Below are 25,399 nucleotides of genomic sequence, written 5' to 3' on the forward strand. Positions count from 1 at the left end.
TTTTCAAGAAATCATTATTAGTCATATTGTTTTTTAATAGTTTTATATATTCTTACCTTTTTCAATACAGTTTTAGGTACTTGGAAAGTGGCTGTGACAACCCCTGGATGGCGTCCGATTTCAATGGAACCTGTGATAGTTGCTCTATTTAAAACCTCTGGTTCGCTCATCTCAAATAGCTTCGCAGCTCGACTAATCGCGTTATCAGTCGCCTCATTTAACGTTTTACCAGAACCAATCACCGACACTGGGAATGCATCCTCTACCTGTTTAACACCAAACTCCTCCGCTAGCTCACGTGCGCGACGTTTTTCTTCCTTGGTAAAGGGTTTTGCTGTATAAGGTAAGTCTTCTACATTTGGTAGTAAAATTGGGCCTTCCAAAGCTACTTTCTTCAATACCTTAACTTGAAGCTGCACAATACCCGCTACATCGGTTGTATGTCCTGCAATCTCGCCGTCCCCTTGCATAGCATGCATGTCTCCAATATATACACCACCGCCTGGTACCTTGACTGGACAAATAATAGTCGCACCTTCTCGTACTCGGCTGATATCCATATGTCCATCGGTACGATGTAAATCCAATTCTTCTTGAGTAAAAGCATATTCATGTGGTGCTCCAATTAAAAATGAACCAAAGTCACCTGCATTATGTGAATCAGGCATCGCTTTAGAAGGGGTTGTCCCAAGCTGACCTAAAAATGGTCGCATTCTCGCCAATACACCTACTAAGTCGCTTGGAGCCAATGCAACAACAGGATTTTGTACAGAATTTTCAGGTGTTCTCATGTAGTTTTTAGCATCAAGTGCAATTCGTCTAGCACCCTCTCGTCCAACAGTTACACCCATTTGCCCTTTATGATCTAGTGCCATCGTATAGCCGTTTGTCATTTTAAAGGGTGCCGTTTCTGTATCACATGTAGAACATCGAATTGCATGTGGGCCTATTCCTTTTACAACTGTGCTTGGATGAAGCTTGCCACAGCCTGGACATTTTACAGAAACAAACGGATCACCAATGAATCGATCTACAATTGCTTCATCATGGCCAGACGAAGTTGCAAGAGATGTGACCTGAATAGATTCAATTTTTATAACAATGGCGTCACCCACCTCTGCTCCTTCTACAAACACGGGCTTCGTTACTTCATGTCCTCCACGAATAGTAGGAGTAAGCATGGGTCCCCAACATCCAGGTGTTGTATTGGCAATAATCGTTCCACCATCCTTAAGCGGCCCTAACATCTTCTGTGATGGATCTAAAATACCATCAATAAACTCATTTACGAACAATGTTTCAGCGGCTTGAGGTTGCTGTATAAAATCATCACTTTCTACCTCTTCTTTTTCTAGCACATGCATGTCGTTTGTCATTTTCTAATCACGCTCCTAGAATAATTTTTATGTATATCGTTATATGTTAAAAATGCTCTCTACACTTGCAGAGAGCTATTTTTATCAATTGTTCATATATAAATCAAAAATATGTGAGAAGTCTTCTTTTTTATACTTATCTTTATGATCGATCATCCAAGTATTCGCAAAGCTTGTAATTTCTTTGAATGACGACGCAGGAGATATATTGTCATTGCCAATTCGACCAAGTGATGATGATGCTATGTTTAAACTTTTTTCCGCTACTTCTAGCTTATAAGCATTGTTCTTTTGTTCATAGCTAATGGCATGTAGTGCTTTATATAAATCTTTAATGTCATCAATGAAGCGTTTATGAATGTCGATGGATAGTGGGGAATTGCCGATTGTAAACTTAATTTCGACATCAAGGTCGATTGTTCCTGCTGTTTCAAGAAAAACTTCTGTCACATTATACATTGAATAGTCATAGCGTCGCAGTAATCGTTTCTTGCTCATAGCACTTTCGCCATCTACATGAATAATCGCACGATTTGTAAAGCAATACTCATCTGCCTTTGTTTTAATTAAAAAGTAAATTTTTTCATCAATTTCATGTAAGATAAAATCATCTGCATCTGTCTTATCATAGTCCTCTCTTGGCACAACCACACCAATATCTGAAAGTCCAAGAGCATCTGCTGCTATTTTTTTAAACATCGTCATTCCTCCTAATTTGTAATACTCTTTTTACGCTTTAGAATCTGTAAAGGTTTCACCATGTATTGATTTATATAAAAAATGTTCTTCTTCTCTTGTAGAATAAAAGCATTTACTGGTTAAGCTATACAACCCAACATTTCCTCTTTTCTATACATTTCATTTATAATAATTGTCAGTAAAGATTCTTCCAAATCGAAAGGTCGTGTGAACAAGTGCAAGAACCAACCATTTTAGTAGTGGATGATGAGGCAGATTTAGCGAATCTACTAAAAGTAAGCTTACAAAAAGAGGGCTACAAACAAATTTATACAGCTGGTACCATTCACGATGCTTGGACAAGCTTTCAACAAACAACACCCGATATTATACTTCTAGATGTCATGCTTCCCGATGGTGAGGGCTACGATTTATGTAGACGTATCCGTGAAGTATCGCATGTCCCTGTGCTCTTTATGTCTGCTAAAAATGAGGAAATTGATAAAATTTTAGGACTAGCCATTGGCGGAGACGATTATATTACAAAACCTTTTAGCCCGAAAGAAGTAGCCTATCGTGTGAAGGCTCAATTACGTAGAGCTGGCTATCAAACACAAGATACCATAACGAATATTGTTGAAAAAGCACTCCAAATTGGGCCATTTCAGTTGAATGCCGATGAAACTGAAGTCCATAAAAATGGCGTATTATTGGAGTTAACAGCTAAGGAAATTGGATTAATGGCGTGCTTTATGCACAATCCCAATCGAATCTTAAGTAAAGAAACATTATTTGAACGTGTATGGGGAGAGGATTTCTTCGGTTCTGATAACACTGTTATGGTGCATATTCGCCGATTGCGTGAAAAAATTGAGGAGGATGCCTCTAATCCTCTATATATCACAACTGTAAAAGGACTTGGCTATAAGTTTGTCATGCCAAAAGAGGCACAAGAATGAAGTGGAAATTAACTGCTCGCTTTCTCCTTTCCGTACTTTCTATCGTCATCATTGTTATTTTCGTCAATACAGCTATCTTCATGGGACTCCTTACTTATCGGCTAGCAACTGACTCTGAAGGCGTTTCTGCCACAGAAGAAGAACACTTTGTGCGGGAATTTCAAAAATATATCGAGATAAAAAATGGAGCAACTTCCATACGTGCAGAAGGAATCGAACAATTGCATCAAAGAAATGCGTGGATACAATTGCTTGATGAAAATGGTCAAGTGATTGATGCTCATTTTGCACCAGATAAAGCACCATTGCACTATGCACCTATCGACTTAATTCAAGTATATAAATATAAAGAATTCGATTCTGATACTACGGTGTATATTGGCAGTAAGGATTCCATTAGTTATTTAATCGGTATTAAAGGTAGCGGTGTTACAAGGTTTGTTACGCATGTTTCTGGCACATCACTCTTACAGTTTATAGGGAAATTTGGCTTGTTCATCGTGATTGCGGACTTGTTAGTAGCTACATTAGTAGGGTGGCTTTTTGGTCGTACATTAACGAAACCTCTTTATGCGATGATAGATCGCATTCATCATTTAAAGAATCATGATCATACGTCTATTAAGTCTCCTGGTGGTGTCTACAAGCCGGTTTTTGAAAACTTAAATGAAGTATCACGAGAATTGGCAGCCCATGAACAGGAGCGAAAGAGACTAGAGATTATGCGTGAAGAATGGATTAGTAATGTCTCACACGATATGAAAACACCACTTGCCTCTATTCGAGGTTATGCAGAACTATTGAATGATGCACAAATAACAAATACTGAGCAAATGGAGTATGCACAAATTATAGAAAAACAATCATTGCATATGCAAAATCTACTGGATGACTTAAATTTAACGATGCGTTTAAGACATCAACAGCTTCCACTTACACTAAATGAAGTGAACATGGTGCCTTTTATTCGAGAGATAGTGATTGAAACATTAAATACACCACAATATGAACAGGCTAATCTAACGTTTGAGGCGACAACTGCGAACAGTCTTCATCTAATCGATGAACATTTTATGCGCAGAGCTATCATGAACTTTTTACACAATGCATTGCTTCATAATGCTCCCGATGTATCTGTCCATTTGTCTGTTGATGAGCATACTCTTACAATTTCTGATAATGGCAAGGGGATAGACCCAGAGGATCTAGAACATATTTTTGAACGCTATTACCGAGGCACAAATACGGACAATACTGCTGGGACTGGTTTAGGTACAGCTATTGCTAGAGATATCATTGAGGCCCATGGAGGAACAGTGACCATCACCTCGGAAAAAGGAAAAGGTACATGCGTTATTATTGATCTACAAAAGGAATACTAAATAAATAAACTAAATTTAACCAGTTGAATTTAAACGCTAAATACTTTGCACTGAACTTTCGTGTGGAAAAGAAGGAGTCTCAAAATTTGAGACTCCCTCTTTGTGCTATTTCATTTGATCCTGTACTTTAGCAGGTAATTCATGGAATTTCACTTCATCAAATGAAGTAACTTCTGTTTCCTTTTTCACGTAAAGCTTTAAATAAGCATCCTGGCGTAAATTTTTATGAGCGGAAAACTTTAATGTTTTCTCTTCCCCATTTTTATCGTAAGTAGGTAGCTCGTACCAATACATTTTAAAGATTTCACCACTATCTGCTTTATACTCCTCTACCTCACCATCAGCCGTGATATGAACATAGTAGGTATCTTTATTTAATCGGTTAAAATCTACAGTCATCAATACAATTAACCCTGCTACGAATAAGATAAACAATGCACCTATTCCGAAAAATACTTTTTTCATATTAATTCCCCTGTCTCACTATTTTATAAAACGAACGAACGGTAAAGATATAATAAATAAAGTAAATAGCTGAATAAGCAATCATCCACAAGATGACTGGTTTTGTAATATTCATGTTAAATAGCTGTGAAAATGCTAGTAATGCAAACACACTATGTGCAATACCCACAATAAGTGGCGCACTAAAGATAACAGCGACCTGTCCTGCTACTGTCTTTAAGATTTGCTTACTATTTACACCAATTTTATTTAAAATAGCATATTTTGCCTGATCTTCTTCGGCTTCCGTTAAAATTTTGAAGTAGATAATACTGCCTGTTGCCGCTAGGAAGACCAATCCTAGGAAGCTTCCCACAAACAATAGGGCACCAACTGTTGCTAAACTATCCTCATAGCTTTGCGGTACACTAGAAAATGATTCTTGTTGTTCAGAAGACAACTGCTGGTAAATGTCTTTCGACACGTCCTGTTGTTTCAAATCATTGTCCAATCCAACAACCTGCATCATAATCTCATCGGCATCAGTAGCTTTAAACTCTTGATCATTCACAACGAGAACTGTTCCAGCTGCTATAAAGTTTAACACGCTTTCCGTGTACATCTTTTCTACATGGAAGGAGTCTCCGTTTTGTAGCTTAAAGTCCTCACCTGTAAAATTATGTGAAAATCGTTCATCGTAGGCTGCATCCAGTAAAACCGTAGAACCCTCTGCAATGTGTAGCTCTTTATCCTTGCCTTGTAATTTCGCTAAGCGATTATAGTCCGATTCCTTAAGTAATGTATATTCGAAAAATGAGAATTCATTATCCACACGTAAATTTTTCACAGCCAGTGCTTCATTATATAAGACATCCTGTTGTGAAAATTCTACTGTCTCGCCTTTCCACATAAATGTGTTTGGCAGCATCTGACGTACAGAAGCTTCTGCATTATAATACATACCGAAGACACCGCCACCTGCTGTAATCGTAGTGGCACTTAAAATTGCAATGATTGACAACGATTTGGCATTGGCTCGAATACGATACAATAGCTGAGAAACACCGATTAAATTTAAACCCTTCCAGGACCATGATGTTGCTTTCTTTAATGCTGTTAATACAAAGACACTCACACTATGGAATAGAAGGTATGTCCCTGCAATTGTTACCCCTATAACCATTAATGGCGTACCTAAAACCGTAAAGAATCTCCATATTTCACTCGTAAACATATCAGAGGCAGCTGTATAATAACCAAATGCAATAAGTACAGTGCCAAGTAAAGCAGCTACTAATGATGCACGTGGAATTTGCTCTCCCTGTTTGTCTGCATGGAATAAATCAATTAGTTTAAATTGATAAATCACACGGTAACCTTGTAAGGATGTGAATAAAAACAGTAGTGTAAAAATGCCCGTTGTATTAATTAGTGCCTCCATTGAAAATGTCAGGCTACCAACCACTTCATAGCCCATTAAGCGTACTAGTATCATTAATAGCCCTTGGGACATAAAGAAACCTAGAAGGATACCAAACACAAGAGAGACAAGCCCTATGACTAAATTTTCAAAAAAGAGCATTAAGCCAATTTTTTGCTTACGTACACCTAGTAACGAGTAAAGGGCTACTTCCTTTTTCCGCTTCTTCATAAAAAACGAGTTGGAATAGGCCATAAAGATGATAATGAAGAACAGAAGTACGACTGACGAGGCACTCATCAATCCTTTAATTTGTTGTGACGATTGCTTTAAGGCTGAAAGATCATCATTATATTTGAGCGTCACAAACGTAAAGTAAATAACGATACTAAATACCATTGAGGCAATATATAAAAAGTAATTCGATAAATTGCGTTGAATATTTTTACGCGCTAAACTAAATAACGTCATTTACTCCACCCCCGATGCTAGATAGCACCTGCAAGATCTCTTGGAAAAATTGCTTCCTCGTTACAGTCCCACGTTGAATTTCCTTAGATAGCTGTCCATCCTGAATAAATAGAATGCGCTGGCAGAAGCTAGCTGCAAAGGCATCATGTGTAACCATCATAATCGTTGCGGCTTGAGATTGGTTTAAATCACTTAAGCTTTCTAATAAATCGGTTGCAGATTTTGAATCTAGCGCACCTGTAGGCTCATCGGCAAAAATTAGTTTTGGTTCTGTCACTAATGCTCGCGACGAGGCTGTACGCTGCTTTTGCCCACCTGAAATTTGATAAGGATATTTGTTTAATAAATCACTAATTCCAAACAATGCAGCAATTCGATCAACTCTTGCATTAATAGCCTTTGTCGGCATTTTTGCAATCGCTAGTGGTAAAACAATATTTTCTCGCACTGTTAAAGAATCGAGCAAGTTATAATCCTGGAAAATAAACCCTAAATTATCTCGACGAAAATCCGCTAATTCAGCATCCTTCATACGTGCCAAATTAGTGTCTTCAATAATAATTTCACCAGTTGTTGGCGTATCAATCGTTGCTAATACATTAAGAAGCGTAGATTTTCCAGCCCCAGAAGGACCCATTACCCCAACAAACTCTCCCTTTTCTACTTCAAATGATATATTCGATAGCGCTGTAAAAGTATTTGCGCCTTTGCCGTAATTTTTCCCAACGTTTTGTACCTTTAATAATGGCGTCATATACGCTCACCTCTTCTTTCTGACTTTAGTATACGACCTCAAACTTACAGCAAATTTGTCGCAAGCTTACAACAACCTTAAATCATCTGCTTTTTGAAATTTGTAGACAAAAAAAATTCATACACAAACTGTGCATGAATCTTTTCTAATCTATTGTGCTAATACTTTTTGAATATCTTCCTCAAAGCTACTTGGCTTATCTGCTGAGGCGTATCGTCCAACAACCTCTCCATTACGGTTTACTAGGAATTTTGTAAAGTTCCATTTAACACTATTGCCTAAAAATCCTTTGGAATGGGAAGTAAGATAATCGAAAATAGGATGTGCTTCTTTACCATTCACCTTCACGATCTCATGCATCGGGAACGTCACTCCATATGTTAGTCGACATTGGGAAGCCGCTTCTTCAGCTGACGCTAGCTCTTGTTTAAATTGATTTGATGGAAAACCAAGTACAACCAGACCTTGCTCCTGATATTTTTCATAGAGACCTTCTAATTCTTCAAATTGTGGTGTAAAGCCACATTTGGAAGCTGTATTAACAATTAGCATCGGCTTTCCTTTATAACGTTCAAGGCTATAGATAGTACCATCTTCTAAAGTTACATTAATATCATAAATGCTCATCTCTCTACCTCCTATTATAAACGTCCATTCATTCTTGCCACCTGCTGTAAAGGGTCCCAAACACCGTTGAATGGTGGTGCATAGGCCAAATCTAAATCTAGCAAATCAGGTAAGGTCATTTTACTATATAATGCTGTCGCAAACACATCGATACGCTTATCAACTCCCGCTGGTCCCACGATTTGTGCACCCAATAACAATTGATCACGCTTGCGAACGACCACTTTTATAAACATACGTTGTGCACCTGGATAATAGCCGGCTATATGGCGTGCAGATAATTTAAATGCCTCATAGTCAAAACCAAGCTCTTTAGCATCGCGCTCATTAATACCTGTTGTAGCAATAGTTAAATTGAAAAATTTTAAAATAGAAGTGCCCACAATTCCTCTAAACGGAGCAAATTTGCCTGACATGTTGAGACCTGCTAAACGACCTTGCTTATTAGCAGTCGTTCCTAAAGGTATATAATCTAAACGTTCTTTCACAATATTAAAGTGAGTTGCACAATCGCCAGCTGCATAAATATTTTCAAGGGAAGTCTCTAAATGGCGATTTACAATGATCGCTCCATTTTTTGCAAGTGCAATCCCAGTATTCTTTAAAAACTGTGTATTTGGTTTTATGCCTGAAGCGACAATGACTAAATCCGTCTCTAAAACGCCGTTATCTGTAATAACACGTTCCACTCGTTTATTTCCTTCAAAAGCTTCGACGCTCGTATTTAATAACAGCTCTACATCGTTCTTTTTCGCTTCCTCATGAACATGCTGAGCAAGTTCTTCATCTAAAATACGGGCCACATGACTTCCGCGCTGAATAAGCCTTACCTTTTTCCCACAGGCATGTATGGTTTCAGCCATTTCTAAACCAATATAGCCACCACCTATGATTGTTACCTGCTCAATCTCTGGTGTTAAATCTGCCATCAAATCTTCCAGTTGAGGAATTGTTTTTACCGTATGGATACCATCTAGCTCATTCCCCCTTTTCACAGGCATGACTGGACTAGCCCCCGTTGCAATAAGAAGTTTATCGTAGGTAATCTCAAATTTATCACCACTTGCTTGTGTACCTGTAATAACCTTCTTCTCTATGTTTACATTCTCTACCTCATAGCCAACTCTTGCATCAATGCCATACTTATCTCGAAAAGTTTCGACATCTCTTGCAATTAAACGTTTGGTTGATGAAATACGACCATCTACAACATAAGGCAATCCACATTGCCCATATGAATAAATAAAACCACGTTCTAAAGTAGTTATTTCTGCTCCTGGAACATTCCGATAGATTTCCATTGCTGCAGACATACCTGCAGCATCTCCACCAATGATGACGTATTTCATTCTACAAGCCCCCTTATTTTTTCCTTGTTGCCATTAAATCTGCATATTGATCGATATACAAACGTCGTTTTCCACCACTTATGATGACCCGTACCACATGAATAGCTATTATCATTGTAAGTGCAAAACCTGCTATTGCGGCAAGTAGAGAAATGACAATTTGTAGAACATAAAATGGTGAATCCATATCTAATTGGATGTCACCTAATGTTGTAATGGCTTCTGATAAACACAAGGTAGCGATAATAGCAATACAACGACGCCATGATTGCTTTACAATACTTTTGCCATTCTTGTTGACCATTGTAAAACGCATCACCTTCATACCGAGTGTTGCACCATTCATCATACTTGGTAACACCCCAAAGAGTACCACGTACAGAGCCATTTTCACTAAGAATTCAAAAGTACCGCTATACCCTGTCAGAACACCAATAATCATCCAAACTGATTGGACGATAAATAAATCAATGGCCAATGCTAGTAAAATAGAAATCGGCTTAACAATATCATTTTTTTCCATTTCAGCAGCTTTAGCCTCAACCTCTTCATGAGAGGGAAATAATGCCCAAACAATTGGTGCTAAGAAGAAACCTAGGAGCGCACCTACACTGTTTAGTAATAAGTCATCGACATCAAAGATTCGGTATGCGCAATTAAAGATGCCATAAATGCCTGTTCTTTGTGTGACCTCATAAAACAATGTTAGCAAAAAGCTAATTAAAAATGCACGTTTCCAGTACCTTCTTTCTTTAAGAAAATATCGCAAGTAAACGCCGAATGGCATTAGTAGTAAGAAATTAAAGAAGGCTTGAAAAAATGCCTGCTGTTTTGTGATAGCAAGCCATGTAGATGGATTTGTGACAACAACGCCACTATCCTTTAAAACATCATCAACAAATTGAAAAAGTCGCAAATTAGTATGAACGGTGTCCGCGGATTGAAGTGAGCAAGTATCTCTTGTAGACGGAAATGGTAGTAATACTAAACAAAGCGCAGATAAAAAGTAAAAAATAAATGAGAACATGATAATGGTTTTGGACATCGATAAGTATCCATACTTACGATACGTATAAATCAGCCATGGTATAAATAGTACAAAAGATAAAATAATAGTTATGAAAAATGCTATAAAAATGGATTGCGTGTACGTTGACATAGAAACACCTCTCTCTTTAAATTGCCCTATTTTCTGAACACTAAAACTAAGTTTAGACCTTCAATACTACATGTATATTTCATCAAGCTTACATAATCCTTAATTCAATAAAAAAACAGGTAAAGAATCTATACTCTCTACCTGTTACTTACTATGCTTTCGCTATTTCTTCTTTACAGAATGTCAAAATTTCTTCTAGTTCATCATCCTCTAATGCAAAGTCTAAATATTCACCTTCAGCCTTTTCCATGATGAAGTAATTTAATATAAATGGTTCTTCGTCTTTTTCACCAATTAGGACACGAATTTCAATGCCAGCTTCGTGGTAAAGCTCATCCTCTTCATCAATTTCTACATCCAAAATAAATTCATAACGCTTACCCTCAATAATATTTGTTGGGTCTAAAATCTCTTCCATTGAGAATTGTGTAATTTCCATTATATTTGCTCCTTTTTCTTTAGCTGTTCTTTTCTATATTAAATCAATTTCAGCATGGGTCAACTAGAAAACTCGTATACACCTGTAAGTAATTATGCCACAATGAAATGGAATTAATTTAGAACTAAATTTCCCTACATACGAGGAGGCTTTTTCATGAAAGAGCTATTATATTATCAAGACGTTATGTTACAAGAGTTTGATGCAACTATTATTAGTAAAGGAACTGACGAATCCGACCGTCATTATGTTGTACTATCGAACACCGCTTTCTATCCAACTGGTGGTGGTCAACCTCACGATACAGGTACATTGAATGCGTTGGAGGTCATAGATGTTGAAAAAGTGGATGATGAAATTCGTCACTATATTGAAGGTGATCTATCGACTTTAGATGGTGTGGTACATGGCAAGCTAAATTGGCCAAGACGATTCGATCATATGCAGCAGCATGCTGGGCAACATATTTTAACAGCTGCTTTTGTAGAGCTTTTTAATGCGCAGACTGTAAGCTTTCATCTAGGCAGTGAGCAAGTAACAATTGATCTTGCTATAGAAACGATTTCTGAGCAACAGCTTGCAGCGGCAGAAGCAAGAGCCAATGACATTATTCTAGAGAACCGCCCCATTCAAACTATCTGGGTTACAGAGCAAGAGCTGGGCAACTATAATCTTCGTAAAGAAGTTGCAGTGACGGGAGACATTCGACTTGTGATTATCCCTAATTTTGATTACAACGGTTGTGGTGGCACTCACCCTACATCCACAGGGCAAGTTAGTTCCATCAAAATATTAGGGACTGAAAAAATGAAGGGCAATGTGCGCGTTTCTTTTGTGTGTGGTCAACGCGTTTTGACTGAGCTTGGCATGCGAAAAAAAGTATTAGCGGACGTTGCTCGTCAATTAAGTGTACCTGAAATTGATGCTGCCACAGCACTTACAAAAGTTTTATCTACTCAAAAAACTACAGAAAAAGCACTCGCTGCTGCGAAAGAGGAATTACTCACGTATGAAGCAAAGGCACTTGTTAATAGCGAAGGTGTCGTAACGGCTGCTTTTAATCAGCGAACAATGCAAGAGCTGCAAAAAATAGCCCGTATGATTGTTACGGAACAGAAAGATGTAATAGCTCTACTTGTGTCTGAAAATGAAGGCAAACTACAATTCGTTGCAGCAAGAGGTAATAATGTTTCAAAAAGCATGAAGGATGTTGCCCAAAAGGCACTGCCTCTTATTAATGGTAAGGGTGGCGGAAGTGACCAAATGGTACAAGGCGGTGGCGATTGCACCGTTTCGAAAGAAGAATTACTAGCAGCGATGCAAGACGCTTAATTACATTATAATAGAGGAGCTGTTTGTTATTAATAGACAGCTCCTCCTATGTTATTGAAAAAAGACAATGTCACTAGCCGAAAAAGACTTTTTGACAAGGTAAGTGATTGATTTCCGTTACGCCAGCGTCCTTTCCAGGGGGCGTCCGGTGAGCCGCTTCATTCACTTACGGTCGCTCCAGGGTCTCACCTGTGACGCTAAATCCCCTAGGAGTGACACTGGCTCCACTCCAATCAACCATTCTGTAAAAGTGGCTTTTCCTTATCTTTCATACAGTCGTTGTGAACAAAATAGCAAATGTATAATTTGAGAAAGGATAGACTCTTATTTTCAATGGGAGAAATGATGATTGACCACACCTCTCCATAAAATGAGTAGTGAACACCTTCAATTAAGCCTTCGCTAAAAAGGTAACATTTTTATGAGGTGGAGTGGATGGATTCCTGACTTTCGTGGGATAGCTAGACAGACGATCCTCTGCATGGAGCGGTAATCCATTTTGACCTTTCACAAAAATTGTATGGATGGTTTTGTTTTTCAACACTCTGAGAGGAGCTGTCATTAATAGACAGCTCCTCTCTAATTTTAATATTTAAATTTTTGAATGGCTTCATATAAACGTTTTGCCATTTCTGATAGTTTTTCAGTTTGATTGTTCATTACTGCTACCGTCTTCAACTGTTCCGCTGTTGCATCTGTTACCTCATGCACATAATCACTTGCCGCATGTGCAGTAGCTGCCATTTCTTCCATAGACGCGGAAACTTCCTCCGTATTGGCAGACATTTGTTCAGCTGAAGCATTCATTTCTTCAATTTGACCTGCTATTTCTCCTACTGCTTGAACCATTTCCTCGAAGCGTTCTCCCACTGCCTCAATAGAAGCTAAACCACGCTCAACATTATCTTCACCAAATTCAGCTGCTTTTACTACTTCTAATGTATAAGATTGAACTCTTTCAATAAGCACATTAATTTTAGTAGCTGATTCTGCTGTTTGCTCCGATAGCTTGCGAACTTCTTCTGCTACAACGGCAAAGCCTTTACCAGCATCTCCTGCCCGTGCTGCTTCTATAGAGGCATTCAATGCCAATAAATTTGTTTGATCGGAGATATCGGTAATCATTTTTGAAATTAAGCTAATTTCTTCTGACTCTTTTTCTAGCTTGTGAATAATTGATAGTTCATCTGTTGTGCCTTGCTGAATCTCATTCATACGTAAAACGGATTGTTGAACTGCATGATTGCTTTCACTAATTTTCTGGGAAATAAAATCTGTATTACAAGCAATTGTGGAGGCAACTTCAGCTACATTTTGTATCCCTATCGCCATTTGTTCCATTGCTGAGGCACTTTCCTCTGCCATCACAGTTTGGCTTTGTGCCCCTCGATCTACTTCACTTATTGCACCAGCAATTTGCTTTGAACGCTTTGTTACTCCATTTACATCTCCCATTAAATCACACGCAGCTTCATTCACTGCCGTTGCTTCTCGACTCACTTTGGCTATCATTTCCCGCATATTATCAGTCATGCGATCTAATGCACGTGCCATCGTTCCCATTTCATCAATACGTTTCAAATATTTTTCTGGAATTTCCTGTGTAAAGTCTCCTTCCGATAAGCCCTCACTAATGCGAAGTACATGTCGAAGTGGTCTACTAACAGAGCGAGAAATGGCAAATGAGATGCATAGCCCAAGTATTGAAACTATGATCGTAGTGACAATGAAGTTCGTCTTAAGCTTAGAAAGCCCTGAAAACATCTCATCTTCTAATGCGATAACCCCCATTTTCCAACCATTATCGAGGGTATGATAGCCCATTAGACTAGTTCCTGTATCTTCCGTTTCAAAAGAAAAATAACCGTTATCATTAGCAATCATTTCTTTAGCAGCCATTGCTCTGCCTGTCTTGATACCTGTTTCGTCTGCTTCCTTAATTGGATTGTATTGCTCCTTCACATACGAATGATTATTATGTCCAATAATTGTTCCGTTAGCATCTAACATAAATGCATAGCCACTGTCTCCAACCTTAATGCCTTCTACAATTTTAGATAGGTAATAGCCGTCAATACGTGCTAATAATAAAGCTTTTTCACCTGTCACTGTGTCAATTGGAGAAACGATTAAAATGACTGGTTCACCTGTTACACGACTAATCGTAATGTCAGACATGACAGACTTACCAGTAAAACCTTCTTTTACGTAATCACGATCCCCTAGATCAGCTGTTGTATCATCCAGATAATGGGTAACTCCATTAGCATTGATAATGCCAAAACCTAAGTAATTTTCATTACTGGCAAGACGTTTCGATAGATACTGCTTCTGCTTTTCAAAGTCCATGCTCCGAACTGCCTCTTGCTCTGCAATGGCTTCCACCTCCACTAGTGTTAATTGGAAGTGTTCTTCTATGTATTGGGAAACATCCTCTGCTCTAGATACCAAATTAGATTCCACTTGCTCATTCACAGCTTTTGTACTATTTATCCAAGTAGATAGCCCAAGCGTGCCACATGTTACAAATACAAGAGCTATAATTGCAACAATTAATTTACCACCAATACCTTTTAACCACATTTCTCTTTTTCTCACTTCTTCCATTTTTAGCTATACAATCCGCATATTTTTACATAACTTCAGAGTAAAGTCACTAAAAGTAGAAGTCAACAAAAGTTTTCCAATATGATTAATAAATGTATAATAATACCATTTACACTACCTTTATAGTGCTAACAATTTTCTACAAAATTTTCAATTCATGGATCCCTCTTGTCATTAAAAAGGAGAGTACACCATGCTAATAGAGGTAATTAAAACATTTTCCAACAAAAATTGATTATAATTCACATTTTTTGCTGATTATTAAAGATAGGATCCGTTTAACACATTTTGAGGGGAGGATTTCCATGAGTTCAGACAAAAATAATGTTTCTCGTCGAGACTTTTTAAAAACTACAGGTATTGCTGCTGGTACATTAGTCGGTGGTGGTTTAATTGGAGGATTAGTTGGTTACAACATCCATGGTAAAGGTACTTCTACCCTAGAGCATGGTGGTCATGAAACAACGAATGAGGCCACAGGCTCACCAAAAGCTAAGATGTTCTTCAGAAATGAAAAAGATTTTAGTATCTTATCAAAGGCCACGGAACGTATTTTCCCAGAGGACGATTTGGGACCAGGAGCTATTGGTTTAGACGTTCCCTATTTTATCGATCATCAGCTTGCAGGAAATTATGGAAGTAACTCTAAAGAATATATGCAAGGTCCATTTGATGTTGGTGCCCCAACTCAAGGCTATCAGAGCCGTTTAACGCGAGCGGAAATTTTTAGACAGGGTATTCAAAAAATGGAGGATGAAGCACAAAAGCGTTATAAGAAAAGCTTTAACGATTTAGATGGCAAACAAATGGATGAAATATTAACTGCCTTCCAAAAAGGTGACATAGAAATGGTTGGGGTTACTTCCGCGTTCTTCTTTACATTATTACGAGCAGCTACATTAGAGGGAGCTTATTCTGACCCTATGTATGGAGGAAATCGCAATATGGATGGCTGGCGTATGAAGGGCTTCCCTGGTCACCAGATGGCTTATATTACACAAATAGAAGATGCCAAGTTCCAAAAAATTAAGCCTAATCCATTAGGCAACCACTAAGGGGGGATACAAAATGGCTAAAACATTACCGAGTGTAGACGTTGTAACAGTTGGTGTAGGTTGGACTGGCGGTATCGTCGCTGCTGAATGTGCTAAAGCTGGCTTAAAGGTAGTCGGTTTAGAGCGAGGTCAAAAGCGTGGGACCGAGGATTATTTAAATGTTCATGACGAATACCGTTATGCCATCCGATATGATTTAATGCAAAATCTTTCTAAAGAGACCGTAAGCTTTCGTAATGATCGCAATATGAAGGCATTACCAATGCGTCAGCTTGGCTCCTTCTTACTTGGAGAGGGTCTGGGTGGATCAGGAACACATTGGAATGGAATGACTTATCGATTTTTACCCTATGATTTTCAAATTAAGACATTAACAGAAAAACGTTATGGACCAAATAAGCTTGGACCAGATTATCTGATTCAGGATTGGGGATTAACATATGATCAGCTTGAGCCCTATTTCGATAAGTTCGAGAAAACAGCTGGTATTTCGGGTGATGATAAAAATAAATTTAGTGGAAAGCGTTCGAATCCCTATCCAACACCGCCTATGAAAAAAACGCCTATGCTTGCACAATTCGAAAAAGCTGCAACAAACCTGAAGCTAACGCCTTATATGGTTCCATCAGCTAATGTATCAGAAGTTTATAAAAATCCAGATGGCGAAACGATCAACGCTTGCCAATATTGTGGTTTTTGTGAACGCTTTGGATGCGAATATGGTGCAAAGTCGTCCGCAGAAATTACTGTTGTCCCTACAGCTTTGAAGACAGGGAATTTTGATTTACGCTTTAATTCCAATGTTGTTGAAATTTTAAAGCAGGGTAACAAGGCTACAGGTGTAAGATATATCGATACTGTTTCGGGAGAAGAATTCATTCAGCCAGCTAATGCTGTTGTATTAACTAGTTATGTCTTTAATAATGCCAAGCTATTAATGGTCTCTGACATTGGTGAAAGATATGACCCTACTACTGGCAAAGGAACACTTGGCAGAAACTATTGCTATCAAATTTTGCCTGGTGCTGCTGGGTTCTTCGAGGAACAATACAATACATTTATGGGTGCAGGTTCGTTAGGCATGTGTATAGACGATTACAATGGGGATAATTTTGACCATAGTGATTTAGATTTTATTCACGGAGGTAATATTGCACTTACACAGACAGGTACGCGACCAATCGGCTCAAATCCAACTCCGCCTGATACGCCTACTTGGGGACCAGAATTTAAAAAGCAATCTATTTATTACTATACACGTTCATTTGGGATTGGTGCGCAAGGAGCATCTATGCCACATAAGGAAAACTATATATCACTGGACCCTACCTATAAGGATGCTTACGGGCTGCCATTAACTCAGTTAACATACAATTTTACTGATCAGGATCGAGCTCTTCATAAATATATCTCTGCACGTGCAGCTGACATTATGAAGGAAATGGGTGCAAAAACTATTGTCCCTAACGCGGAAATTACCGATTACAATATCGTACCTTACCAAACAACGCATAATACAGGTGGTACGGTGATGAGCTTAACACCAGAACAAGGGGTTGTGAATAATTATTTACAGCACTGGGATGTTGATAACCTTTTCGCAGTAAGTGCAGGCAACTTTGCACACAATAGTGGTTATAATCCAACAGGCACATTAGGGGCACTTGCCTACCGTTGTGCTGAGGGAGTCATCAAATACAGTCAATCAGGTGGTTCATTAGTATAAAAAAATTATTCTAAAGGAGGCAAGACTTATGGGAGGTCTAGGAGCAATTGGAGTACCTGGATTAATCATTATTTTAGTGATTGTATTAATTGTATTTGGCCCAAAAAAATTACCAGAAATCGGTGGAGCGGTTGGCAAAACGTTTGCAGAATTTAAAAAGTCTACTAAGGGACTTATGGATGATGAAGATGATACCGTGAAAAAGGTCGAAAAAAAATCTGATGCTTCGTAGGAGGGTTTCCTATGGATCCATATGAAGACGGGAAAAGAAAATATTTAAGCCCTCTAGATAAACCACAAGCCGAGCCTCCAAAGCCAGTGGAGGCTTTAGTTGAAATACCTACGGTAGCAATTGAAGAGGATCATGTGTCAGATGAACCCCTGATACCTGTTACCTCATTATTGGAGCATCTTAGTGATTTACGTAAGCAAATTATCAAAGGGTTAACGGTTTTTATTTTATTTTTCATTGTTGTCTTTTCTACTATTAATATTTGGTTTCCATTCATAACGCGAGGTCACTCACTCGTTATTTTAGGACCACTAGAAGTAGTTAAATTTTACATGACGATTTCAACAACTTTAGCTTTTGGTCTTGCAATGCCTTTCCTCGTCCACTTTCTTTGGAGCTTTATTAAACCAGGCTTAAAAGAAGAGGAAAGTCGATTTTTAGGCCTCTATGCACCAATCATGTTAGTTCTATTTTTAGTAGGAGTAGCTTTTGGCTATTTCGTCGTTAACCCACTTAGCTATACATTCTTAGTAAGCATTGGGGCTACCAATTTCGATGTCATGGTATCAGCAAATGAATATATGCACTTTTTAATCATGACTACAGTACCGCTTGGTCTATTATTTGAGTTACCGATTGTTGCCCTATTCTTATCAGCCATTGGTGTACTGACTGCTGAATCCATGAAAAAAATACGAGGCTGGTCTTATATCGCAATGGGCGTAGGCTCCGCTGTTATCACACCACCAGACTTTATAAGTCAGTTACTCGTATTAATACCGATGATTATTTTATATGAAATAAGTATTTACCTCGTTAAACGTATAGAACGCAAACAAATTGAAAGCACTGCGTAAATTTTACGCAGTGCTTATTTTTTCTTTAGATCCATCACAATAATTTCTGGTAGATTAAAAATACGATATGGTACTGTGCTATTACCCAACCCTCTACTAACTACCATTTTCGTCGCGCCTGCTTCGTAGACACCAGCTGTATATTTTGGGAACAGCCCCTGTCCTGGTGCCACAAGTCCTCCAAGCCCAGGAATACGAACTTGCCCACCATGCGCATGTCCCGAAAATACTAAATTTATGTGATAATTTACATACGTATTAAATAACTCTGGTCTATGTGCTAGTAACAACTTAAACATATCGTCTGGCAAATAGGCCGTTGCAATGTCCAGCATATCTTCTGTTGTTCTACCCATTAACGGATCCTCAATACCAACAATCGCCAAGCGCTCCCCGTCGCGCTCTAACACGGTCGATTCGTTGGCCATAATATGTACCCCTAACGATGACAGCGCCTCATAAATTTCATTCACCTTATTCGTCGCTACCTCATGGTTTCCTAGTACATAATAAACATCCGCTATTTTAACTAGTCCTTCCACTGCTTGTAGGCTTTGTTTTAAATTATAGCGATTACTATCGATCACGTCACCTGTGATAAAAATATAATCAGGCTTTGTATCCTTTACCTTAGCAATCAATTTTTGTTGCTTGTCACCAAAGACAGCGTCATGTAAATCCGAAACTTGTACAATGCGTAGCCCATCAAAGCTGTCAGGCACACTATCTGATTCAAACACATGTTTACTTACGACTAGCCAGTGATTGTTTACGTACAAAAAAATGACTATAAAAACAACAAAGAAGATACCATATAATAATTTTTTCAATCGCAATCGCTCACTTTGTGGCTACTTTTTTCAGAAATAATTCTGACTATCTCATTATAAGCAAAAAACAGAGTGATTGTAAGTATATGCACTTTAAATACACAAAATGCACAAATACACTTAGCTTAAAATTTTTATCATTAGATTATGATACACGCTTTAATCTATTTTTTGTTAACTATTGGCATGCTATACTATGGGTAGAAAGGCATATTTTATTATCCCCTCATAATACATCACGATTTGGGAAATGCATCTCATTTACTAAAGTGCGAGAATACTAATAAACTTAAATCAGTTAAAGGAGAAAAGAATTGCTTTATTGTAGGTAATGATCCAGTTAGATTGGACAATAAATGCGTTTTACATACTAATAAATTACATAATTTACAGAATCGAATAATTTCAGAATCCAGCTTCCATTGCTACAGGCAAGTATAAAATTGATGACGAAAAATTTATTTAGTACAGTTGGGCTACATAATATTCTAAATTTAGATGATAAGAGGTGAAAAAATGTTGAAAGCCATCATAGTAGATGATGAAATTTTAGCAATCAATTTATTAGAAGCCACGTTACATGATAATAGCGATGTTACTATTATCGGAAAATTCGTAAATCCACTAGAGGCTATTGCAAACATCCCTACACTCAAACCTGATATTCTTTTTTTAGATATAGATATGGCCGAAATGAATGGTATTGAATTTGCTAGTAAGATTGCAGACCTTCCTTTTTTAATGGACATTGTATTTGTCACTGCATATGAACGTTTTGCAATAGAAGCTTTTAATGTACAGGCTGTTGACTATATTTTAAAGCCTATTGAGAAAGAGCGTTTAATGAAGACAATCAAGAGAATATCCATGCGTAGAAAGCAATTTCAAGTTAAAGCTGCTGTACACCACATAGAGGAAGAAGCTCATATAATAGAGGATTTTCACTTTCATGTTCATTCTGGAAGAGTATATATCGGTAACACAGCATTAGCCCTATCTACAAAGGAATTTCAAATTTTTTTCTTTCTAGCACAACGACCAGGACAAATTTTTCCCCCCTCAGAGCTGTATAAGCTTATTTGGGCAGAGGAAAGTATCGGGCATACACAGGCATTGAAGGTTCATATTAGTAATTTACGAAAAAAGCTAGAATCCGTTGCTGGCCATAGAGCAAAGATTATAACAGTGAGGGGTTCGGGATATAAATTCCTTTTCGAGCCATGAAAAAGAAGGGCACTGCGATTACATTACGAATCGCGTACCCTCTTTTTGGTTATTTTTTTGCGGCTTCTTGAATCTCATAAAATGCCCAATGGTGTTTTAGAACATCTTTAAATAATGGTGTTTGATCTTCAATAAGAACTTGGCGTTCAAACAGTCGATTTAATACCTTCACGGCTTGTGCACGTGTTAATAATCCATCTGGATTGAATGTATCTGCTGTTATTCCTGTCATAATTTCCGCTGCATTGACAGTATCAATTGCTTGCCCTGCCCAATGATGGACACTCACATCTTTGAATACTGCACTTTGTGAGGTTGGTGGACAGAAATCTGCATCAGGACGTTCTACACATTGCTGTTCTATCCAGCGGGCTGCCACTGTAGCCATCTGTGCACGCGTAATCAAGCCGTTTGGATTAAAGTTCGTTGCTGTAACCCCTTTAAACAGACCCTTCTCCTTCGCAAATTCGATTGCATCTTTAGCATCATGTTGGAATGTGTCTGTATAGGTTGCCTTTGCTTGCGGAATGGCGTTACCTGTTAATTGACGAGCAAACATACTTGCCATCTGTGCCCTTGTAACAGGAGCATTTGGACGGAAGGTACCATCTGGATAGCCTTGAATGTAAGGTAGATGTGTAACCCCCTCAGTAGTTGGCTCCTTCACTTCTTCCTTCTCTGGTAAGTAGAGAATGGAGAAGGTGGAGAACTTATTCACCTCAAACTGTAAACCTGTTATTCCCTTTTGATATTCTACAACCTTCCCACGTACAACTTCTTTTGTGCCATCACTATGCTCGATAAAGATCGCCAAATTGGCAAGTTGTTCATCTGTTAAATCTGTAGGCAACGGCAATGTTAATTTAACAGGACGGCTTTGCATATTAGTTTCGATGGTCATCGGACGACCAAGCAACTTTACAACCCTACCTTCTACCAATTGCTGCACAACGGTTTCTCTTTTGGCTTGTTCTTCAATCTCTAGCTGTTTATCATACTCTTTTATAGGAACCAGTCGGAAGTATAGATTCTCATTAAACATTTCCAATGAAGTTTTTGGCACTTCAATTCTAACGTTATCGGTAACAATTTCGAGATGGACTGCTCCATTTTGCAAAATTGACAGCACATTTTTCGGAATGGACACTTTGACTTGATTTACTTGATCCTTCTCGTCTGGGATGATAATCCTTGCTTTATCATTCCCTTGTTCCTTTAATTTCCTAATTGTCTCTGTTGCGCTTGCTGCTGTTAATGTGACATCATCATTCATCGTGTTATCTACATCTTTTGCTCGTTTTATCGTTGTTTTTGAAACTACATCACCATTGCCAGATTCTACATCTACTACAATTTCCTCTACATTGGTTGAAGGTGTTGATGAACCTGAATCAGGATTTGGTGAAGGATCAGTATTACCGCCACCTGTATTATTACTAATCCATTTTGCATAGATCACTGTGTTTGCTGTAATTACAGTATTAAAGTTATATGGTGTTGTGTAGGCATTATTTGTATACCAGCCACCAAATGTATAGCCAGCTTTCGTTGGCGCTTTTGTTGGCTGACTTGCTTTTCCTTCATGTACTACCATCTGATTGGAGACAGCACTACCGCCAGCCACATCAAAGCTTACCGTATGTGTCACAGTCACAGGATTCCATTTCGCATAAATCATTGTGTCTCCTGTAATCGTAGTATCAAAATTAAATGCTGTATTTCCCATACTGCTTGTGTACCAGCCGACAAATGTATGTCCTGCTTTCGTTGGTGGAGGTGGCTCCGTTGCTTTTTCTCCATGAGCTATTGTTTGTGCTGGGATTGTACTTCCTCCGTCTACATCAAAGCTCACTGTATGTGTCACGGGATTCCATTTCGCATAAATCATTGTGTCTCCTGTAATTGCAGTATCAAAATTAAATGCTGTATTCCCACTACTGCTTGTGTACCAGCCGACAAATGTATGTCCTGCTTTCGTTGGTGGAGGTGGCTCCGTTGCTTTTTCTCCATGAGCTATTGTTTGTGCTGGGATTGTACTTCCTCCGTCTACATCAAAGCTCACTGTATGTGTCACGGGATTCCATTTTGCATAAATCGTTGTGTCCCCTGTAATCACAGTATCAAAATTAAATGGTGTATTTCCCGTACTGCTTGTATACCAGCCAATAAATGTATGTCCCACTTTCGTTGGTGGAGGTGGCTCCGTCGCTTTTTCTCCATGAGCTATTGTTTGTGCTGGGACTGTACTTCCCCCATCTACATCAAAGCTCACTGTATGTGTCACAGGATTCCATTTCGCATAAATCATTGTGTCTCCTGTAATCGTAGTATCAAAATTAAATGCTGTATTTCCCATACTGCTTGTGTACCAGCCGACAAATGTATGTCCTGCTTTCGTTGGTGAAGGTGGCTCCGTTGCTTTTTCTCCATGAGCTATTGTTTGTGCTGGGATTGTACTTCCTCCATCTACATCAAAGCTCACTGTATGCGTCACAGGATTCCATTTTGCATAAATCGTTGTGGCTCCTGTAATCGCAGTATCAAAATTAAATGGTGTATTTCCCATACTGCTTGTGTACCAGCCGACAAATGTATGTCCTGCTTTCGTTGGTGGAGGTGGCTCCGTTGCTTTTTCTCCATGAGCTATTGTTTGTGCTGGGATTGTACTTCCTCCATCTACATCAAAGCTCACTGTATGCGTCACAGGATTCCATTTTGCATAAATCGTTGTGGCTCCTGTAATCGCAGTATCAAAATTAAATGGTGTATTCCCACTACTGCTTGTGTACCAGCCGACAAATGTATATCCTGCTTTCGTTGGTGGAGGTGGCTCCGTTGCTTTTTCTCCATGAGCTATTGTTTGTGCTGGGATTGTACTTCCTCCATCTACATCAAAGCTCACTGTATGCGTCACAGGATTCCATTTCGCATAAATCGTTATGTCTCCTGTAATCGTAGTATCAAAATTAAATGGTGTATTTCCCGTACTGCTTGTGTACCAACCGACAAATGTATGTCCTGCTTTCGTTGGTGAAGGTGGCTCCGTTGTTTTTTCTCCATGAGCTATTGTTTGTGCTGGGATTGTATTTCCTCCGTCTACATCAAAGCTCACTGTATACGTCAAGGGATTCCATTTTGCATAAACGATTGTGTCTCCTGTAATCGCCGTATCAAAATTAAATGGTGTATTTCCCGTACTGCTTGTGTACCAACCGACAAATGTATGTCCTACTTTCGTTGGTGAAGGTGGCTCCGTTGCTTTTTCTCCATGAGCTATTGTTTGTGCTGGGATTGTACTTCCTCCATCTACATCAAAGCTCACTGTATGCGTCACAGGATTCCATTTTGCATAAATCGTTGTGGCTCCTGTAATCGCAGTATCAAAATTAAATGGTGTATTTCCCATACTGCTTGTGTACCAGCCGACAAATGTATGTCCTGCTTTCGTTGGTGGAGGTGGCTCCGTTGCTTTTTCTCCATGAGCTATTGTTTGTGCTGGGACTGTACTTCCTCCGTCCACACTAAAACTTACAGAATACGCTTTAAGTGTAGTTACATTCACCATAGTATAGGCTGTTTTATTTCCTGCTGCATCCTTCACTATGATGTTAAAATAGTAGGTTGTATTTTGTAATAAATCAGGTATATCAAATGTTGCGATATCCTTTGAATAGTTTCCTAAAGCAATGCCATTTGTCTCTATATGACTAACTGTATCAATATTGTTACTTGTAGATTGATAGATTTGATATTCTAAATCTTCTGTAGAAGTAATATTATCTGTTGCTTTTAGCCAGTTTAATGTCACGCTATTATTACTAATATTCATAACATTAATAGATGGATTGCTTATTTCTGGAGGTATTAAATCTTCTGTACTCGTAACTGATGCACTTACATCCAAATTATAAATCCTCACAAATATATCTGCAACTCCATCTGTTCTACTAATTCTAATTTCATCGATGTTTTGCCATGGTTCCCCCGTTAAAGGGACATCAATTTTTTCAAAAGGCATGTACTGATTTATAACTACAGCTCCGGTAACAAATGTATTATCTCTATATCCTTCTATTTTGAGTTCTACAATTTCATTAACCGCACTTTCTAATCGTAATGAGTTTAGCTTGAAATTTCCTTTAATGGACTTAATAGAAGCTGTAGTAACAATACCAGGGTAACCCGACATCCCTAAACTTTTATCAGTTGGATAAAAATCGTCAATATCATTGTTACTATTATTTGAATCATCCAAAGTACCATCAATTTTTAATAATGCAAATTCCCAATCCCCTATAATACGGGGATTTGTACCCACGCCGTCACTAGATTCAAAATCCTCGCTTGATGGAAAGGTAGTTGCTGAAACTCTTGGAACCTCCACAATTGTCATCGAAGAAAGATTTAGTACTATCATACAAATACACAGAATGCCTATCTTTAACCTAGAAAATATTTTCATCATAACACGCCCCTCA

20 protein-coding genes are annotated in these 25,399 nt (G+C 38.4%); 8 read left to right on the forward strand and 12 right to left on the reverse strand.

Annotation, left to right across the window (positions count from 1 at the left end; translation table 11 throughout):
• Positions 1-17: 17 nt before the first annotated feature.
• Both HXV90_RS14470 and HXV90_RS14475 read right to left on the reverse strand, forming a co-directional pair.
• Positions 18-1,376, reverse strand: coding sequence for an acetamidase/formamidase family protein (locus tag HXV90_RS14470; RefSeq protein WP_269897490.1), 1,359 nt, complete (start codon positions 1,374-1,376; stop codon positions 18-20).
• 84 nt (positions 1,377-1,460) lie between these two features.
• Complete coding sequence (locus HXV90_RS14475; protein WP_269897491.1) at positions 1,461-2,075, reverse strand: PH domain-containing protein; 615 nt, start codon at positions 2,073-2,075, stop codon at positions 1,461-1,463.
• Between the two features lie 215 nt (positions 2,076-2,290).
• Here HXV90_RS14475 and HXV90_RS14480 point away from each other — a divergent pair, with 215 nt between their 5' ends.
• Both HXV90_RS14480 and HXV90_RS14485 read left to right on the forward strand, forming a co-directional pair.
• Positions 2,291-3,013 (forward strand): response regulator transcription factor, encoded by a 723-nt coding sequence (locus HXV90_RS14480; protein WP_048390763.1) that lies wholly within the window; start codon positions 2,291-2,293, stop codon positions 3,011-3,013.
• On the forward strand, positions 3,010-4,395 hold the full coding sequence (locus HXV90_RS14485) for a sensor histidine kinase (protein WP_112117060.1): 1,386 nt from the start codon (positions 3,010-3,012) through the stop codon (positions 4,393-4,395). Before HXV90_RS14480 ends, HXV90_RS14485 begins: the two co-directional genes overlap by 4 nt.
• A 105-nt stretch (positions 4,396-4,500) precedes the next feature.
• Here the strand turns inward: HXV90_RS14485 and HXV90_RS14490 are convergent, their stop codons facing one another.
• The 7 genes from HXV90_RS14490 to HXV90_RS14520 all read right to left on the reverse strand — a co-directional run bounded on the left by HXV90_RS14490 (position 4,501) and on the right by HXV90_RS14520 (position 11,058).
• Positions 4,501-4,860: a YxeA family protein gene (locus HXV90_RS14490; RefSeq protein ID WP_004233888.1), complete on the reverse strand. Its 360-nt coding sequence runs from the start codon at positions 4,858-4,860 to the stop codon at positions 4,501-4,503.
• A gap of 1 nt (position 4,861) precedes the next feature.
• Positions 4,862-6,730 carry an ABC transporter permease gene (locus tag HXV90_RS14495; RefSeq protein ID WP_269897492.1) on the reverse strand — a complete coding sequence of 623 codons (1,869 nt, stop codon included), beginning with the start codon at positions 6,728-6,730 and terminating at the stop codon, positions 4,862-4,864.
• Positions 6,717-7,484, reverse strand: a complete 768-nt coding sequence (locus HXV90_RS14500; RefSeq protein ID WP_269897493.1) for an ABC transporter ATP-binding protein — start codon at positions 7,482-7,484, stop codon at positions 6,717-6,719. Before HXV90_RS14500 ends, HXV90_RS14495 begins: the two co-directional genes overlap by 14 nt.
• A 150-nt stretch (positions 7,485-7,634) precedes the next feature.
• The gene (locus HXV90_RS14505) at positions 7,635-8,111 is read right to left on the reverse strand and encodes a glutathione peroxidase (RefSeq protein WP_048390772.1); all 477 of its coding nucleotides are present in this window, start codon (positions 8,109-8,111) and stop codon (positions 7,635-7,637) included.
• A 14-nt stretch (positions 8,112-8,125) separates the two neighbouring features.
• Positions 8,126-9,460 (reverse strand): FAD-dependent oxidoreductase, encoded by a 1,335-nt coding sequence (locus HXV90_RS14510; protein WP_269897494.1) that lies wholly within the window; start codon positions 9,458-9,460, stop codon positions 8,126-8,128.
• Between the two features lie 13 nt (positions 9,461-9,473).
• Positions 9,474-10,619 (reverse strand): VanZ family protein, encoded by a 1,146-nt coding sequence (locus HXV90_RS14515; protein ID WP_269897495.1) that lies wholly within the window; start codon positions 10,617-10,619, stop codon positions 9,474-9,476.
• Between the two features lie 151 nt (positions 10,620-10,770).
• Positions 10,771-11,058: a DUF6509 family protein gene (locus HXV90_RS14520; protein ID WP_036075918.1), complete on the reverse strand. Its 288-nt coding sequence runs from the start codon at positions 11,056-11,058 to the stop codon at positions 10,771-10,773.
• Between the two features lie 156 nt (positions 11,059-11,214).
• Between HXV90_RS14520 and HXV90_RS14525 the strand changes: the two genes are divergently transcribed.
• Complete coding sequence (locus HXV90_RS14525) at positions 11,215-12,390, forward strand: alanyl-tRNA editing protein (protein ID WP_103117282.1); 1,176 nt, start codon at positions 11,215-11,217, stop codon at positions 12,388-12,390.
• 585 nt (positions 12,391-12,975) lie between these two features.
• Here HXV90_RS14525 and HXV90_RS14530 read toward each other — a convergent pair.
• A complete protein-coding gene (locus HXV90_RS14530) occupies positions 12,976-14,973 on the reverse strand; it encodes a methyl-accepting chemotaxis protein (RefSeq protein WP_269897496.1) in 1,998 nt (665 codons plus the stop codon).
• Between the two features lie 329 nt (positions 14,974-15,302).
• On the opposite strand from HXV90_RS14530, the gene HXV90_RS14535 reads away from it, so the two are divergent.
• The 4 genes from HXV90_RS14535 to tatC are packed head-to-tail and all read left to right on the forward strand — an operon-like array spanning position 15,303 to position 18,867.
• The gene (locus HXV90_RS14535) at positions 15,303-16,052 is read left to right on the forward strand and encodes a gluconate 2-dehydrogenase subunit 3 family protein (RefSeq protein WP_269897497.1); all 750 of its coding nucleotides are present in this window, start codon (positions 15,303-15,305) and stop codon (positions 16,050-16,052) included.
• A gap of 13 nt (positions 16,053-16,065) precedes the next feature.
• Complete coding sequence (locus tag HXV90_RS14540; protein WP_054548900.1) at positions 16,066-17,778, forward strand: GMC family oxidoreductase; 1,713 nt, start codon at positions 16,066-16,068, stop codon at positions 17,776-17,778.
• Positions 17,779-17,806: 28 nt separating this feature from the next.
• Positions 17,807-18,010 carry a twin-arginine translocase TatA/TatE family subunit gene (gene tatA / locus HXV90_RS14545; RefSeq protein ID WP_048390784.1) on the forward strand — a complete coding sequence of 68 codons (204 nt, stop codon included), beginning with the start codon at positions 17,807-17,809 and terminating at the stop codon, positions 18,008-18,010.
• 11 nt (positions 18,011-18,021) lie between these two features.
• Positions 18,022-18,867 (forward strand): twin-arginine translocase subunit TatC, encoded by an 846-nt coding sequence (tatC, locus tag HXV90_RS14550; RefSeq protein ID WP_048390786.1) that lies wholly within the window; start codon positions 18,022-18,024, stop codon positions 18,865-18,867.
• A gap of 14 nt (positions 18,868-18,881) precedes the next feature.
• Here the strand turns inward: tatC and HXV90_RS14555 are convergent, their stop codons facing one another.
• Positions 18,882-19,697: a metallophosphoesterase gene (locus tag HXV90_RS14555; RefSeq protein ID WP_054548899.1), complete on the reverse strand. Its 816-nt coding sequence runs from the start codon at positions 19,695-19,697 to the stop codon at positions 18,882-18,884.
• 516 nt (positions 19,698-20,213) lie between these two features.
• On the opposite strand from HXV90_RS14555, the gene HXV90_RS14560 reads away from it, so the two are divergent.
• Entirely contained in the window at positions 20,214-20,921 is a 708-nt protein-coding gene (locus tag HXV90_RS14560) for a response regulator transcription factor (RefSeq protein WP_269897498.1), read from the forward strand.
• 49 nt (positions 20,922-20,970) lie between these two features.
• Here HXV90_RS14560 and HXV90_RS14565 read toward each other — a convergent pair whose 3' ends face one another.
• Positions 20,971-25,386, reverse strand: a complete 4,416-nt coding sequence (locus HXV90_RS14565; protein ID WP_269897499.1) for an InlB B-repeat-containing protein — start codon at positions 25,384-25,386, stop codon at positions 20,971-20,973.
• Between the last annotated feature and the right edge of the window lie 13 nt (positions 25,387-25,399).

Source organism: Lysinibacillus sp. JK80 (assembly GCF_027557635.1).
GTDB classification, from domain to species: Bacteria; Bacillota; Bacilli; order Bacillales_A; family Planococcaceae; genus Lysinibacillus; species Lysinibacillus capsici.

Bases quoted from the DNA above. Each gene is read 5' to 3' on its own strand.
- HXV90_RS14470 (WP_269897490.1), bottom strand. From the start codon at position 1,376: ATGACAAACGACATGCATGTGCTAGAAAAAGAAGAGGTAGAAAGTGAT.
- HXV90_RS14475 (WP_269897491.1), bottom strand. From the start codon at position 2,075: ATGTTTAAAAAAATAGCAGCAGATGCTCTTGGACTTTCAGATATTGGT.
- HXV90_RS14485 (WP_112117060.1), top strand. From the start codon at position 3,010: ATGAAGTGGAAATTAACTGCTCGCTTTCTCCTTTCCGTACTTTCTATC.
- HXV90_RS14490 (WP_004233888.1), bottom strand. From the start codon at position 4,860: ATGAAAAAAGTATTTTTCGGAATAGGTGCATTGTTTATCTTATTCGTA.
- HXV90_RS14495 (WP_269897492.1), bottom strand. From the start codon at position 6,730: ATGACGTTATTTAGTTTAGCGCGTAAAAATATTCAACGCAATTTATCG.
- HXV90_RS14500 (WP_269897493.1), bottom strand. From the start codon at position 7,484: ATGACGCCATTATTAAAGGTACAAAACGTTGGGAAAAATTACGGCAAA.
- HXV90_RS14505 (WP_048390772.1), bottom strand. From the start codon at position 8,111: ATGAGCATTTATGATATTAATGTAACTTTAGAAGATGGTACTATCTAT.
- HXV90_RS14510 (WP_269897494.1), bottom strand. From the start codon at position 9,460: ATGAAATACGTCATCATTGGTGGAGATGCTGCAGGTATGTCTGCAGCA.
- HXV90_RS14515 (WP_269897495.1), bottom strand. From the start codon at position 10,619: ATGTCAACGTACACGCAATCCATTTTTATAGCATTTTTCATAACTATT.
- HXV90_RS14520 (WP_036075918.1), bottom strand. From the start codon at position 11,058: ATGGAAATTACACAATTCTCAATGGAAGAGATTTTAGACCCAACAAAT.
- HXV90_RS14525 (WP_103117282.1), top strand. From the start codon at position 11,215: ATGAAAGAGCTATTATATTATCAAGACGTTATGTTACAAGAGTTTGAT.
- HXV90_RS14530 (WP_269897496.1), bottom strand. From the start codon at position 14,973: ATGTGGTTAAAAGGTATTGGTGGTAAATTAATTGTTGCAATTATAGCT.
- HXV90_RS14535 (WP_269897497.1), top strand. From the start codon at position 15,303: ATGAGTTCAGACAAAAATAATGTTTCTCGTCGAGACTTTTTAAAAACT.
- HXV90_RS14540 (WP_054548900.1), top strand. From the start codon at position 16,066: ATGGCTAAAACATTACCGAGTGTAGACGTTGTAACAGTTGGTGTAGGT.
- tatA (WP_048390784.1), top strand. From the start codon at position 17,807: ATGGGAGGTCTAGGAGCAATTGGAGTACCTGGATTAATCATTATTTTA.
- tatC (WP_048390786.1), top strand. From the start codon at position 18,022: ATGGATCCATATGAAGACGGGAAAAGAAAATATTTAAGCCCTCTAGAT.
- HXV90_RS14560 (WP_269897498.1), top strand. From the start codon at position 20,214: ATGTTGAAAGCCATCATAGTAGATGATGAAATTTTAGCAATCAATTTA.
- HXV90_RS14565 (WP_269897499.1), bottom strand. From the start codon at position 25,386: ATGATGAAAATATTTTCTAGGTTAAAGATAGGCATTCTGTGTATTTGT.